This is a genomic window from Micromonospora purpureochromogenes, from assembly GCF_900091515.1.
Taxonomy (GTDB): Bacteria; Actinomycetota; Actinomycetes; order Mycobacteriales; family Micromonosporaceae; genus Micromonospora; species Micromonospora purpureochromogenes.
This window is the reverse complement of record NZ_LT607410.1, coordinates 5,741,306-5,754,753: the sequence shown is the minus strand read 5'-3', so window position 1 is coordinate 5,754,753 and position 13,448 is coordinate 5,741,306. Positions and strand designations below refer to the sequence as shown.

Genomic DNA, 13,448 nt, shown 5'->3' with positions numbered 1-13,448 from the left:
TGGGCACGTACGCCTGTGAGGGGCGCCCACCGCGCGGTGGGCGCCCCTCACGGCGTTTCCCGCCCGTTGACCCGGAGCCCGCCGGCTGCGCAGAATCGCCGCACCGCCACCGGTCGGCGAGGAGGCCTCGTGCGCTACCGCCACCGCACCACCGTCGTCACCGCCCTCGGCCTGATCCTGCTGACCGACGTGCTGCGGGTCTTCCTGCCGTCGGTCATCACCATCTTCGGGCAGGCGGCGTCCACTCCGGCCGAGCTGCTCGGGGCGTTCGCGCTCGGCTGGTTCGTGCTCCCCCTGGCCGTGCCGACGTTGGTGCGCCGGGTCGGCGTCCGGCCGGTGGCCCTCGTCGCCGCGGTGGTGCTGGCCGGCGCCCGGCTCGCCGTCACCGGCTTCCCCGGCGGGCGGGCCCAGCTCTGGCTCGCCACCGCCGGCCTGGTCGCCGGGCTCTGCTGGCTCACCGCCGTGGCCGCCGGGTCGAATCGGCCGGTACCGGGGCTGGCGCTCGGCCTGGCCGCCGCCGCGGTCCTGCACACCGTCTCCGACACCTACCGCTCGCCCTGGCTGGGCGGCGTGGAGGTCTGGGTGGTGGGCGTCGTGCTGGCCGCGCTCTTCCTGGCCGGACAGGCGCTGCCCGCGCTGCCCGCGCCGCCCGCCGGCGTCGGTGGCGCGCGTGCCTGGCTGCTGGCCGGGCCGGCGCTGCTGCTCGCCGGCATGGTGGCGCTCTCTCCGGCGGTGGCCCGCACGGCGATGTCCTACCAGTTCGGCCTGCTGGGGTCGTCGCCCGCGCAGGGCTCGGGAGCGGCCGTCGCGCCGCTGTTCGGGCCGCTGCCGGTCGCGGCGGCGGTGGGTGGGTTCCTGCTCGCCGCGCTGACGCCGCCGCGCCGGCCGGTCGGGCGGTGGATCGGCCCGGTGGCCCTGCTCGCCGGGGCCGTGCTGGTGGCCCTGGGGCGGGGCGAGCTGCTGCTGCCGGCCGTCCTGCTCACCGCGGTCGGCCTCGGTGGCTGCCTGGCCCGCTGTGACACCGCTGGGGCGCCGGAATCCGTCCGCCCAGCCGGTCCGGCCGCGCCGGCCGGTGGACCGGCCGCACGAGCCGGCCAGCCGGCGACCGTGTCGGCCGGCGTCTCGTCGGCGACGGCCGAGACCAGGGTCACTCCACCGACGGTTCCCGTCGGCGTCGCACCGGCCGCGGGGGACCCCGGCGTCGAGCCGTGGGCGGGGGGACCGGGGGACGGCGAGGCGAGCGGATCCGACCGGGCGGCGGGCCGCCGCGGGTACGCCACGGTCGGCGGGATGCTGGTCTTCGCCGTCGCGGCGGTGCTCTACTACGCCGCCTACGACCTCGGCTACCCCAACGGATGGGTGCCGGTGGCGGTGGCCGTCCTGACGGCTGCCGTCGCGCTGTCCGCCGCCCCCGTGCCGGCGCTGTCCGCCGGGCCCGTGCCGGCGCGTACCGGGCCGTCGCTGCCTCCGGTGCGGACCGCCGCGTGGGCCACGGCGCTGGCGCTGGTCGCCGCGTTGACCGCCGACGAGACGCTGGTGGCCGGCAACCGCGAGGGACCGCCGGCGACGGTGCGGGTGGCGGCGTACAACATCCGGATGGGCTTCGGCATCGAGGGCCGGTTCGATCCGGACGCCCTGGCGCGCGCCGTCGGCCGGGCCGACGTGGTGGTGCTCAGCGAGGTGGACCGGGGTTGGCTGCTCAACGGCGGCCACGACACCCTCGACCTGCTGGCCGAGCGGCTGGACATGCCGTACGTCTTCGCCCCGGCGGCCGACCCGCTCTGGGGTGACGCGGTGCTGAGCCGGTGGCCGCTGGCGGCGGCGCGCACCCGCCGGCTGCCCGCGATGGGCGCGCCGACCGGGGCGCAGGCCCTCGGCGTCACCGTCGACCTCGGTGCCGACGTACGCCTCGCGGTGGTGGCCACCCACCTGCAACCGCCGCCCGGGCGGGAGCCGGTGGTCCAGGCCCGCGCGGTGGCCGCGTTCGCCCTCGGGTACGCCGCCGGCCGCCCCCTGGTGGTGGCCGGCGACCTGAACACCGAACCCGGTGCTCCCGGCTTCGCGGAGTTCACCCGCGCCGGCCTGGTGGACGCGCTGGCGGCGGCCCGGCCGTTGCCGACCAGCCCGGCCGACGACCCGCGCGAGCAGATCGACCACGTCTTCGTCTCGCCCGGCCTCACCGGCGCCGACGTCGTCGCGCCGCGCGGCACCGCCAGCGACCACCTGCCGGTGGCGGTGACCCTGACCCTGCCGCCCGCCTGACCGGGACGGCGCATGCGCCGGTCTCAGAGCCGGTCGGCGGCGACCAGCCGGTCGGCGGCGAAGGCGAGCAGCCAGCCGCCGCCCTTCGGGGTGGTGAAGTCGTAGGTCCGCCCGGTCAACCGCTCCAGCGCGCCCGGAATCACCTTGCCCTGGCTGCACACCGCGACCGGTTCGCCGGCGGCGGCCAGCTCCGCCAGCCGGCCGGCGACCGCCAGCGCGCACTCGTCGCCGAGCTGGCCCGGCCGCGGCTCGTCCAGATCGCCGTCCACCTCGATCGGCAGGTCGAGCAGTGCGGCCGCCGGGTCGAGGGTCTGCACGCAGCGGCGTGCCGACGCGGACAGCAGCCGGGTGGGGCGGACCAGCGCCACCAGCGGGGCCAGCCGCTCGGCCTGGGCCCGGCCGGTCACGTCCAGCGGGCGCCCGTCGTCCGGGCCGGACCAGGTGGCGCGCCTGCCGGCGCGGGCGTGCCGGATCAGCGCGATCGTCCCGGTGACCCGGGGCAGCGCGGCGAACGCGGCCAGCACCTCCGCGTCGTGCGGGTAGCTGACCAGCCGGATCGCGTCGTCGACCGCGAGCCAGCGCACGTCGTCGACCTCGGTGCCGGGTTGGAAGCCGCCCTCGCCCACCGCCCGCATCGACCAGTAGTCCACCGTCTTCGGCCGGCCCTCGCTGCGGTAGCGCACCGTGGGGAGCCGGACCTGTGGCACGGCCTGCACGTCGGTCTCCTCGGCCACCTCGCGGACGGCGGCCAGCAGCGGGTGCTCGCCGGGCTCCAGCTTGCCCTTCGGCAGCGACCAGTCGCCGTAGCGGGGCCGGTGCACCAGGCAGACCTGGCGGCCCCCGTCGGCGTCCGGCTGCCAGGCGACTCCACCGGCCGCCCGGATGTCGACCGGTTGCTCCTGCGCCATCTGATCACCCTACGTCCGGGCGACCCGCCGTACGGGCCGCTCAGCTTCGTCCGACGGCACAGCGCCGAACCGCCCGGACCCGTCACGGCGGGCCGGCGGCGGTGGGCCCTCCCGGTCAGCCGGCGGTGCCGCCGACCCGGCGCAGCAGCAGCTCCTGCAGGTCCGTCAGCGGCTCCTCCGGGGTGCTGGCGCGGCGGGTCCAGGTGCCGTCGCCGGCCAGCTCGAACGAGTCCACCTCGGGGCTGAACGCGGCGGTCAGCACGTGGTCGAGTTCGGCCCGGGCGACCGGGTCGCTCACCTGCACCAGGGCCTCCACCCGCCGGTCCAGGTTGCGGTGCATCAGGTCGGCCGAGCCCATCCAGAACTCCGCGTCGCCGTTGTTGCCGAACCGGAAGATCCGCGAGTGCTCCAGGAACCGGCCGAGGATCGAGCGGACCCGGATCTTCTCCGACAGCCCCGGCACCCCCGGTCGCAGCGTGCACATGCCCCGGATCAGCAGGTCGACGTGGACGCCGGCCCGGGACGCCCGGTAGAGCGCGTCGGTGATCTCCTCGTCGACCAGCGCGTTCACCTTGAACTGCACCAGCCCGGGCATGCCGAGCCGGACGTGGTCGATCTCCCGCTCGATCCGCTCGATCAGCCCGCTGCGGATGCCCTGCGGCGCCACCAGCAGCCGCCGGTACGCGGTCTGCCGGCTGTAGCCGGTGAGCACGTTGAACAGGTCGGTCAGGTCGGCGCCGATCTCCGGGTCGGCGGTGAGGACGCCGAAGTCCTCGTAGAGCCGGGCGGTCTTCGGGTGGTAGTTGCCGGTGCCGATGTGGCAGTAGCGGCGGATCTGATTGCCCTCCTGGCGTACCACCAGGGCGGTCTTGCAGTGCGTCTTGAGGCCGACCAGGCCGTAGACGACGTGGCAGCCGGCCCGCTCCAGGGTGCGCGCCCAGCCGATGTTGGCCACCTCGTCGAAGCGCGCCTTCACCTCCACCAGCACCACCACCTGCTTGCCGGCGGCGGCCGCGTCGACCAGCGCGTCGACGATGGGGGAGTCGCCGCTGGTGCGGTAGAGGGTCTGCTTGATGGCGAGGACGTTCGGGTCGGCGGCGGCCTGCTCGATGAAGCGCTGCACGCTGGTGGCGAACGAGTGGTACGGGTGGTGCACCAGCACGTCCCCGTCCCGCAGCGTGGCGAAGACGCTGCGCGGCACCTCGCCCTCGGCGAGCCGGGGGTGGGTGGCCGGCACGAACGGCGGGTCCTTCAGGTCGGGGCGGTCGGCCTCGCCGTAGAGCTGCCAGAGCGCCGAGAGGTCCAGCAGCCCGGGTACCCGGAGCACGTCGTGCCCGTCCATGTCGAGTTCCCGGACGAGCAGCTCCAGCATGTGGTCGGAGATGCTGGCGGCGACCTCCAGGCGTACCGGCGGGCCGAAGCGGCGCCGGGCCAGCTCGCGCTCGAGCGCCTGGAGCAGGTCCTCGTCGCGGTCCTCGTCGACCTCCACCTCGGCGTTGCGGGTGACCCGGAACAGGTGGCACTCGACCACCTGCATGCCGGAGAAGAGCTGGCCCAGATGCACCGAGATGAGTTCCTCGACCGGCAGCATCCGCAGCCCCGGCTGCTCCCGGGCGACCCGGACGAAGCGCGGCACGTTGTTGGGCACCTTCACCCGGGCGAACAGCTCGGAGCCGCCGTCCGGGTCGCGGACCGCCACCGCCAGGTTCAGCGACCGGCCGGAGATGTACGGGAACGGGTGCGCCGGGTCGACGGCGAGCGGGGTGAGCACCGGGAAGATGTGCTCGCGGAAGTAGGTGCGCAGCCGTTCCCGCTCGGGGTGGTCCAGCTCCGCCCAGCGCAGGACGCGGACGTCCTCGGCGGCCAGTTTGGGCAGCACGTCCTCGACGAAGCAGGCGGCGTGCCGGCCGACCAGTTCGGCGGCCTTTTCGGTGATCAGCTCCAGCTGGGTGCGCAGCGGCAGCCGGTCGCCGCCGCGTACCGGCAGGCCGGCGGAGAGGCGGCGCTTCAGCCCGGCCACCCGCACCATGTAGAACTCGTCGAGGTTGCTGGCGAAGATGGCCAGGAACTTGGCCCGCTCCAGCAGCGGGGTGCGCGCGTCCTCGGCCAGCGCCAGCACCCGGGCGTTGAAGTCCAGCCAGGAGAGCTCCCGGTTGAGGAACCGGTCCTCGGGCAGCGGCGCGACGGCCGGCGGCTCGCCGTCCGGACCGCTCGGCGGGGTGGGCCGGTCGCCCGGGTCGAGCACCTCCTCCAGCCCGGCGGAGGCCCCGGCGGCGCTGGCGCCGGGGGAGTCGGGGGTGGTGGCGACGGTCTCCTCGGGAGCGCGGGTGCCGCCGCGGCGGCGGGCGCCGTTGCGGGGGCCGGTCGGGTCGGCGGCGTGGGGCGGGCGGGCGGGGTGCTCGCGAGGGGTGCTCACCCGCTCATAATCACCCGATCCGGGTTAACGCAAAATGAACTCGGGCGGGTCGGTTCAGGCCATCGTCGGCAATGTCACCCGGACGACCTCGCCGTCCGGACCGAGGTCCACCCGCAGCCGCTGCCCGAGGCGGAGCAGCCGCAGCCCGGAGGCGTCGAAGGCGGGCGCCGGGAAGGCCAGCTCGGTGCCGTCGTCCAGGAGCAGCACGCCGGTGCGGGTCTGCGCGTCGAAGGTCGCCACCGTGCCCTGCATGCCAGCACCGTACCCCGACGCGCTCTCCCCTCGGGCGGCGGCGAGCGCGGCGGTGCGCGGCCCCAGCCCGAGGTGCCGCGCCGCCGCCAGGTCGGCGGCGGTGTCCACGTCGCGGCGCAGCGAGGGCCACGGCCCGGCCAGCGGCAGCGCCCCGCCGGCGGCGTGCGCCGCCGCCGAGCCGACCCCGAACCGGGGCGCCAGCGGCACGCCGGGCGGTGTGGTGAGCAGCACGGTGCCGCTGCCCGGGGCGTCGGCGACGAAGCGGCGTACCCCCGGGTCGTCGGCGGCGGCCCGCAGCGCCGCCGCCAGCTCCGCCGGACGCAGCGCCGGCAGGTCGGCGGTGAGCCCCGCCACCCAGGCGCCTGCGGCGGCGGCCGCGGCGCCGTGCCGGAACGCGGCGTTCAGCCCGGCCTCCGGCTCGTCCGGCACGATCCGGGCGCCGGCCGCGCCCAGCAGCGCCGCGGCCCGCTCGTCGCCGGTGACCACCAGGACCTCGGCGACCGCGGGGCAGGCCCGCACCGCGCGGACCGTGTCGGCCGCCAGGGCCAGGGCCAGCTCCTCGTGGGGTACGGCCGGCAGCGCGCCCCGCAGCCGGCTCTTCGCCGCGCCCAGGCGCTTCACCGGCACCACCACGGTCCACCGCCTTTGAGAGGCGGTCGGGAAACCCGGCGGCGGCTGCGGCGGGCCCAGCCGACGACCGGCGGCGTTGGAGACTGGTCCGGATACAACACCGGTATCCGGACCACTCTCCGCCTTGCCGGATCGCCGGCTGGACTCCGCCTCGCTCGCCCCGGGGTTTCCCGACCGCCTCTGACCCACGCGACAATCCTGCCAGCGTCGAGGGCGGTACCCGCACTGGCCGTACCCGGGGCGAGCAGGCATGATTTCCGCTGCGGGCCGCACCGGTGGGTGCGGCGCGTGGGGTTGGGGCGACGAGGAGGCAGGGTGACACGGCGCAGGCTGGGTTTCTGGCAACGTTTCGCCGTGGCGCTGGTCAAGCCCGTGATGCTGGTCTGGACCCGGCGTACCTGGCGCGGAGCCGAGCAGTTGCGCCGCGACGGCGGCATCATCATCGTGCCGAACCATCTCTCGCACGCCGACCCGCTGGTCTCGGCGCACTTCATCTACGAGGCCGGCCGGTGGCCGCAGTACCTCGGCAAGGCCAGCGTGTTCCGGGTGCCGGTGATCGGGTGGATCCTGCACCGCTGCCGGCAGATCCCGGTGGAACGCGGCACCGCCGACGCGGTCAAGTCGCTGGACCAGCTGATCGCCGCGCTCGACGCCGGCGGCGCGGTGGTGATCTACCCGGAGGGCACCATCACCCGCGAGCCGGAGCTGTGGCCGATGAAGGGCAAGACCGGGGCGGCCCGGCTGGCGCTGGCCACCGGAGCGCCGGTGATCCCGCTGGCGATGTGGGGCCCGGAGAAGCTGTTCGACCCGCGGACCACCCGCTTCGGCCTGCGGCCCCGCACCCCGGTGACCGTGGTCGCCGGCGAGCCGGTCGACCTGAGCCGGTGGGCGGGCGCCACCCCGAGCCGGGCGGTGCTGGAAGAGATGACCGACGAGATCATGTTGAGCCTGCGCGACCTGCTCACCGACATCCGGGGTGGCACGCCGCCCCCGCTGTGGGAACGTCCCGCCCGTCCGCGTACTCCCGAGGTGTCCTGATGAGCGAGCGGATCGACCAGCTCAGTGTGGTGGCGCCGGGCGCCGCCGATCGTGTGGAGGCGAGGGCATGAGCGGACACGTGGCGGTGCTGGGGGCGGGGTCCTGGGGGACCGCCTTCGCCAAGATCCTCGCCGACGCCGGCCGGGACGTGACGATCTGGGCCCGGCGGGAGTCGGTCGCCGACGCCATCCGGGTCCACCGGCGCAACCCGGACTACCTGCCCGACCTGCGGCTGCCCGAGCGGGTCACCGCGACCGGCGAGGCGGCCAAGGCGATCTCCGGCGCCGAGCTGGTGGTGCTCTCGGTGCCGTCGCAGACGCTGCGCGGCAACCTCGCCGACTGGGCCGGCCACCTCGCCCCGGACTCGACCCTGGTCTCCCTGATGAAGGGCATCGAGCTGGGCACCACCCGGCGGATGAGCGAGGTGATCGTCGAGACCGCCGGGGTCAGCCCGGACCGGGTGGTGGTGGTCTCCGGCCCCAATCTGGCCCCCGAGATCGCCGCCGAGCAGCCCGCCGCGACCGTGGTCGCCGGCACCGACGCCCGCCGCGCCGCGCTGGTGCAGTCCTCGATCCGGACGCCGTACTTCCGCCCGTACACCAACGACGACGTGATCGGCTGTGAGCTGGGCGGGGCGGTCAAGAACGTGATCGCCCTGGCGTACGGGATCGCCACCGCGATGGGGTTCGGCGACAACACCCGGGCGATGCTGATGACCCGCGGGCTCGCCGAGACCGCCCGGCTGGGCGTCGCGCTCGGCGCCGACCCGATCACCTTCGCCGGCCTCGCCGGCATGGGTGACCTGGTCGCCTCCTGCTCCTCGCCGCTGGCCCGCAACCGCACCTTCGGCGAGCACCTCGGCAGGGGGGAGACGCTGGAGCAGGCGCAGGCGGCGACCCGGCAGACCGCCGAGGGCGTGAAGAGCTGCCTGGCCATCCGGGACCTGGCCCGGGCGCACGGGGTGGAGATGCCGATCACCGAGCAGATCGAGCGGATCTGCCACGAGGGAATGGACCCCCGGCTCGCCGTGGACGCCCTGATGAGCCGTACCGCCAAGCCCGAGTCGTACGAGTGAGCGCCGTCGAGCCGCAGTGGCGGGACGGCACCCGCTGCGTCCGGGCCGGGCTGCCGGAGCCGGTGCCCGGCGACCCGTTCCTGCCCGGGCCGGTCTTCGCCGCGCCGTACCACCTCGACCCGTGGGAGGGACCGGCCGCCGCGGCGAACGGCTACGGCCGGCCGGACAACCCCACCCGGCGGCTGCTCGAGTCGGCCATCGGCGAGTTGGAGGGGGGCGACTGCCGGGTCTTCGCCAGCGGTCAGGCCGCCATCACCGGGCTGCTGCTGGCCGTGCTGCGGCCCGGGGACACCGTGCTCCTCCCCGCCGACGGGTACTTCCCGGTACGCGCCTTCGCCACCGCCACCCTGGAGGGGATGGGGGTGCGGGTCGGATTCGTGCCGACCGTCGGGCCGTACCCGTCGTTCGAGGGCGTCCGGCTGCTGATGCTGGAGACCCCGGCGAACCCCGGCCTGGACGTGGTCGACGTCGCCGCGCTCGCGCGGGAGGCGCACGCCGCCGGCACCCTGCTGGTGGTCGACAACACCACCGCCACCCCGCTCGGGCAGCGCCCGCTGGACCTCGGCGCCGACCTGGTGGTCGCCTCCGGCACCAAGGCGCTGACCGGGCACTCCGACCTGCTGCTGGGCTACGTGGCGACCCGCTCGGCGGAGCTGCTGGAGACGCTGACCGCCTGGCGCACCACCACCGGTGCGGTGCCCGGGGCCTTCGACGCCTGGCTGGCGCACCGGTCGCTGGCCACCCTCGACCTGCGGCTGGCCCGGCAGTCCGCCAACGCGGCGGCCGTGGCCGAGCTGCTCGCCGGCCGCGCCGACGTCACCGGCCTGCGCTGGCCCGGGCGGCCGGCGGACCCGGCGTACCCGGTGGCCTCGGCGCAGATGCGGCGGATGCCCGGCGTGGTCTCCTTCGACCTCGGCGACGCCGACCGGGTGAGCCGGTTCGTCGAGGCCGCCCGGCTGGTCGCCGCCGCGACCTCCTTCGGCGGCCTGCACACCACCGCCGACCGGCGGGCGCAGTGGGGCGACGACACCGCGCCGGGCTTCGTCCGGCTCTCCTGCGGCGTGGAGGACACCGCCGACCTGGTCGCCGACATCGCCGCCGCGCTGGACGCCGCCGGGCCGGTCGGTCCGCTATCGTGATCCCCGGCCCGCGCGGGCCCCGACCCGAGGAGGTGAGTCCGATCCGCCAGACAGCAGGAACGGCGCTCCCCTCCGAGTCCCCGTCGCACCGCTAGGCGACGGCCGGGAGCGCCGACGAGCGTTCCCGAAAGGCATCCCATGGCACCGACCGCGTTCCACGTCGACCGTCCCGCCCTCGTCTCGCGGCTGCGCGCCGCCGGCTGCGTCTACGCCGAGGACGAGGCGGAACTGCTCCTCGCCGCCGCCGACTCCGCCGAGACGCTGACCGCGCTCGCCGACCGCCGGGTCGCCGGCGTTCCCCTGGAACACCTGCTCGGCTGGGCCGAGTTCTGCGGCCTGCGGGTCGCCGTCGACGCCGGCGTCTTCGTGCCGCGGGGCCGTACCGCCCTGCTGGTGCAGGCCGCGGCCGCGGTCGCCGGGCCGGCGCCGGCGGTGGTCGACCTGTGCTGCGGCTCCGGCGGCACCACGCTCGCCCTCGCCGCGCGCCTCGCCCCGCGCTGGCTCGCCGCCGTGGACGTGGACCCGGCCGCGGTGGCCTGCGCCCGGCGCAACCTCGCCGGCCACGACGTGCCGGTGCTGACCGGCGACCTGTACGACCCGCTCCCGCCCGCCTGGCGGGGACGCCTCGACCTGGTGGTGGCCAACGCCCCGTACGTGCCGACGGAGGCGGTGGGGCTGCTGCCGGCCGAGGCGCGGCTGCACGAGGCGCCGGTGGCGCTGGACGGCGGGGCGGACGGGCTGGCCGTGTTGCGCCGGGTGGCCGCCGGCGCGGTGAACTGGCTGGCGCCCGGTGGCCACCTGGTGGTGGAGGTCAGCGAGACCCAGGCGGACGTTCTCTGCACGGCGATGAGCGGGCTGGGGCTGGTGCCGACGGTGGTGCGGGAGCCGGACTGGGACGCCACCGCGGTCACCGCCCGCCGGCCCGACTGACCGGCCGGTTACGCGGGTGCGCTGGCCGTTCGCGGCATGGCGGGGGCGCGGAACGGGAACTAGCCTCGTTCCAGAGTCGGCGGGAGGCGGTAACGGTGGGCAGCGTGGACGTGCCGGTGGTGGTCGGTCTGGACAACGGTGGCACGAGCGACAACGCCACCGTGCTCACCCTGGACGGCCGGTTCCTGCTCGACGGGCTGCTGGAGATCCCCAGCGAGGTCCAGGCCGGCCCGGAGGCGGCGATCGAGGCGCTGGCCCGCGCGCTGGACGGCGTCCTGGCGCACACCGGCGTGCCCTGCGAGCTGGTGCGGGCGGTCGGGCTGGACACGCCGGGGCCGGCCAGCGCCACCGGCGTCATCTCCTCGCGCGGGTCGACCAACTTCGCCCAGCCGGCCTGGCACGGGTACGACGTGCGCGGCGCGCTGGAGCGGCGGCTCGGCCTGCCGGTGGTCTACCACAACGACGGCAACGCGGCCGCGCTCTACGCCCACCACGTCCACTTCGGAGCGGAGGCGATGGTCCGGTCCTCGGTGTCGGCGATCGTCGGCACCGGGCTCGGCGGCGGTGTGGTGGAGAACGGTCGGGTGGTCACCGGCGCGGCCGGGATGGCCGGCGAGTTCGGGCACGTGCACATCCCGCTGACCGGGCTGCTCGCCCCCGGCCAGCCGGAGCCGACCTGCGCCTGCGGCTTCGTCGGGGACGCCGAGAGCATCGCCTCGCTGACCGGGATCCGGCGCAGCCTGCTGCCGTTCTGGTTGGCGCGCCACCCCGACCACCCGCTCGCCGCCGAGCCGGCCGACCGGGCCGCCAAGCTGCTCCGGGGGTACGCCGAGCGCGGCGACGAACTGGCCCGGGAGGTCTTCGCCCAGCAGGCGGCGGCGCTCGGCCGGCTGTTCACCATCGCGGCCAACTTCACCGACCCGCACGCGTACTTCGTCGGGGGTGGGGTGGTGGAGGCGGCGCCGGAGTTCCGGGAGTGGTTCCTGGCCGCCGTGCGGGAGAACACCGTGCTCCGCGCCGAGCAGGCGGCCGTGGCCACCTTCGCCCTGGTGCCCGACCGCGACATGGCCGGCGCGCGCGGCGTGGCCATCGCCGCGCTGGAGGCGCTGCGCGCCGCTCCCGCCCCGCAGCCCACCCTGGCCGCCTGACCCGCCCCTGCGGCCAGGATGGGGCCGGGGGTCAGGGGCGGGGTGGGGCGGTGGCGAAGGCGGCCCAGGCGGTCGGGGGGAAGAGCAGCACCGGGCCGGCCGGGTCCTTCGAGTCGCGGACCGCGACCAGGTCCGGCACGGTCGCCAGCTCCACGCAGGCGCCCTGGTCCCCGCTGTATGTGCTCTTGCGCCAGCTGGCCGTCGCCAGCGCCGCGCTGATCGTCGGTGTCATGGTCCTACCGTCCCTTCAACAGTTGCAGGAGCTGGTCGCGGCTGTCCGTCGGGCTGAGCGCGACGGTCCGCAGGTGTTCCATGATCTTGGTGCAGGTACGCAGGTCGCCCGGCCGGTCGAGGACCATCTGCCCGGCGACCGTCTCCACCGAGGCGATGATCGGGTCCTCGGGGTCGGCGAACTCGAGGATGTGCAGCGAGCCGCGGGTGCCCCGGTGGTAGCCCGCCGCCAGCGGGATGACCTGCACCGTGACGTTGGGCAGCTCGGCCATCTTGAGCAGGTGGTGCAGCTGCCGCTCCATCACCGAGCGGTCACCGACCGGGCGCAGCAGCGCGCCCTCGTCGATGATCGCGTCGAAGATGGGCGGGTCGTCGGCGATGATCCGCTGCTGCCGGTCCAGCCGTAGCTGCACCCGCTGCTCGACCTGGTCGTCGCCGAGGGTGTGCGGCCCGCCGCGCATCACGCCCCGGATGTAGTCCGCGGTCTGCAACAGGCCGGGTACCACCGAGGGCTCGAAGTTGGCGATGCCGGTCGCCTCCGCCTCCAGGGCGATGAAGTCGATGGTGCGTTTGTCCAGCAGGTGCGAGTACGGCACCCACCAGCCGGGCTTGCGGGTGTCCTTGGCCAGCTGCACCGCCGCCGCGATGTCGTCCGACCCGACGCCGTAGAGGCTGAGCAGCGCGCGCACGGTGGCCGGGTTGACCAGCGTCTGGGCGTTCTCGTAGCGGGACAGGGTGCTGCGGGTGCTGTTGATCTCGTCGGCGGCGGCCTCGAGGGTCAGGCCGGCGGCCTCGCGGTGGGTGCGCAGGGCGATGCCCAGCCGGCGGGCCCGGGCGGTCTTCGGAGCCATACGTCGATGGTGACATATCTTTCCGGGAACGCGTGCATGAGAGAACGTCGATGAGAGTTGCATTCACGCGTGTCCACCTGTCAATCTGTGATGGCGTCCTCACCAACGGTTGTCGTGGCGACGGCGGTGGTGAGCGACCGGAGGGGATGGGGCGCGTGGCGATCGGGTTTACTCCCCCGTACCCGATCGCCACGCGCCACCCGCGACCGTCCACCGGGAGGACTTCGCCGATGACCGTGACCGGACACCGGGGCGAGCGGCGATGACCCGCTTCCTCGTGGTGCTCACCGACGTCCGCCCCGTGGAGGGCGAGATCCGCGACGAGCGACGGGCCCCCGAACGGCGCCGCCAGGTGGTCGGCGCGAGCAGCCGGGAGGCCGCCGACCGCATCGCCGGTGCGTTCATGGCGCTGGGCATGGTGCGCGCCGGACGGCAGCGGGTGAAGGTCATCGCCGTCGGCCGCCGACACGGCCCCGTCAGCGTCGGAGGCGACTGAGACGACTACGCACCGTATCGGTATGGGTGACCGTTTGCGAGGGAGACACGCGTCCTCGCGGGTATCCCCATC

General features: G+C 75.5%; 11 protein-coding genes and 1 pseudogene. 7 read left to right on the top strand and 5 right to left on the bottom strand.

Annotation, left to right across the window (positions count from 1 at the left end):
* Nucleotides 1–129 precede the first annotated feature (129 nt).
* Entirely contained in the window at nucleotides 130–2,262 is a 2,133-nt protein-coding gene (locus GA0074696_RS26225; RefSeq protein WP_088963549.1) for an endonuclease/exonuclease/phosphatase family protein, read from the top strand.
* A gap of 23 nt (nucleotides 2,263–2,285) precedes the next feature.
* Here the strand turns inward: GA0074696_RS26225 and GA0074696_RS26220 are convergent, their stop codons facing one another.
* From GA0074696_RS26220 to cofC, 3 genes and pseudogenes are all read right to left on the bottom strand, one after another.
* A complete protein-coding gene (locus tag GA0074696_RS26220) occupies nucleotides 2,286–3,170 on the bottom strand; it encodes an NUDIX hydrolase (protein ID WP_088963548.1) in 885 nt (294 codons plus the stop codon).
* 115 nt (nucleotides 3,171–3,285) lie between these two features.
* Entirely contained in the window at nucleotides 3,286–5,424 is a 2,139-nt protein-coding gene (locus GA0074696_RS26215; RefSeq protein ID WP_407940624.1) for an RNA degradosome polyphosphate kinase, read from the bottom strand.
* A 432-nt stretch (nucleotides 5,425–5,856) separates the two neighbouring features.
* A pseudogene (gene cofC, locus GA0074696_RS32045) lies at nucleotides 5,857–6,528 on the bottom strand (2-phospho-L-lactate guanylyltransferase); the annotation flags it as partial.
* A 255-nt stretch (nucleotides 6,529–6,783) separates the two neighbouring features.
* On the opposite strand from cofC, the gene GA0074696_RS26205 reads away from it, so the two are divergent.
* The 5 genes from GA0074696_RS26205 to GA0074696_RS26185 all read left to right on the top strand — a co-directional run bounded on the left by GA0074696_RS26205 (nucleotide 6,784) and on the right by GA0074696_RS26185 (nucleotide 11,798).
* The gene (locus tag GA0074696_RS26205) at nucleotides 6,784–7,506 is read left to right on the top strand and encodes a lysophospholipid acyltransferase family protein (protein WP_088963546.1); all 723 of its coding nucleotides are present in this window, start codon (nucleotides 6,784–6,786) and stop codon (nucleotides 7,504–7,506) included.
* Between the two features lie 67 nt (nucleotides 7,507–7,573).
* A complete protein-coding gene (locus tag GA0074696_RS26200) occupies nucleotides 7,574–8,581 on the top strand; it encodes an NAD(P)H-dependent glycerol-3-phosphate dehydrogenase (protein WP_088963545.1) in 1,008 nt (335 codons plus the stop codon).
* Nucleotides 8,578–9,720 (top strand): cystathionine gamma-lyase, encoded by a 1,143-nt coding sequence (locus tag GA0074696_RS26195; RefSeq protein WP_088963544.1) that lies wholly within the window; start codon nucleotides 8,578–8,580, stop codon nucleotides 9,718–9,720. The genes GA0074696_RS26200 and GA0074696_RS26195 overlap by 4 nt, the downstream gene beginning before the upstream one ends.
* Nucleotides 9,721–9,858: 138 nt before the next feature.
* A complete protein-coding gene (locus tag GA0074696_RS26190; protein WP_088963543.1) occupies nucleotides 9,859–10,650 on the top strand; it encodes a putative protein N(5)-glutamine methyltransferase in 792 nt (263 codons plus the stop codon).
* A gap of 95 nt (nucleotides 10,651–10,745) precedes the next feature.
* Nucleotides 10,746–11,798 carry an ROK family protein gene (locus GA0074696_RS26185; RefSeq protein ID WP_088963542.1) on the top strand — a complete coding sequence of 351 codons (1,053 nt, stop codon included), beginning with the start codon at nucleotides 10,746–10,748 and terminating at the stop codon, nucleotides 11,796–11,798.
* A gap of 31 nt (nucleotides 11,799–11,829) precedes the next feature.
* Here GA0074696_RS26185 and GA0074696_RS26180 read toward each other — a convergent pair whose 3' ends face one another.
* A complete protein-coding gene (locus tag GA0074696_RS26180) occupies nucleotides 11,830–12,030 on the bottom strand; it encodes a DUF397 domain-containing protein (RefSeq protein WP_088963541.1) in 201 nt (66 codons plus the stop codon).
* Between the two features lie 4 nt (nucleotides 12,031–12,034).
* Entirely contained in the window at nucleotides 12,035–12,880 is an 846-nt protein-coding gene (locus tag GA0074696_RS26175; protein ID WP_088963540.1) for a helix-turn-helix domain-containing protein, read from the bottom strand.
* Between the two features lie 262 nt (nucleotides 12,881–13,142).
* Here GA0074696_RS26175 and GA0074696_RS26170 point away from each other — a divergent pair, with 262 nt between their 5' ends.
* Nucleotides 13,143–13,376 carry a hypothetical protein gene (locus GA0074696_RS26170; RefSeq protein ID WP_088963539.1) on the top strand — a complete coding sequence of 78 codons (234 nt, stop codon included), beginning with the start codon at nucleotides 13,143–13,145 and terminating at the stop codon, nucleotides 13,374–13,376.
* The last annotated feature ends 72 nt before the right edge of the window (nucleotides 13,377–13,448 follow it).

Excerpts from the sequence above, each read along its gene's own strand:
- GA0074696_RS26170 (WP_088963539.1), top strand. The coding sequence starts at position 13,143 with ATGACCCGCTTCCTCGTGGTGCTCACCGACGTCCGCCCCGTGGAGGGC.
- GA0074696_RS26220 (WP_088963548.1), bottom strand. The coding sequence starts at position 3,170 with ATGGCGCAGGAGCAACCGGTCGACATCCGGGCGGCCGGTGGAGTCGCC.
- GA0074696_RS26180 (WP_088963541.1), bottom strand. The coding sequence starts at position 12,030 with ATGACACCGACGATCAGCGCGGCGCTGGCGACGGCCAGCTGGCGCAAG.
- GA0074696_RS26200 (WP_088963545.1), top strand. The coding sequence starts at position 7,574 with ATGAGCGGACACGTGGCGGTGCTGGGGGCGGGGTCCTGGGGGACCGCC.
- GA0074696_RS26175 (WP_088963540.1), bottom strand. The coding sequence starts at position 12,880 with ATGGCTCCGAAGACCGCCCGGGCCCGCCGGCTGGGCATCGCCCTGCGC.
- GA0074696_RS26190 (WP_088963543.1), top strand. The coding sequence starts at position 9,859 with ATGGCACCGACCGCGTTCCACGTCGACCGTCCCGCCCTCGTCTCGCGG.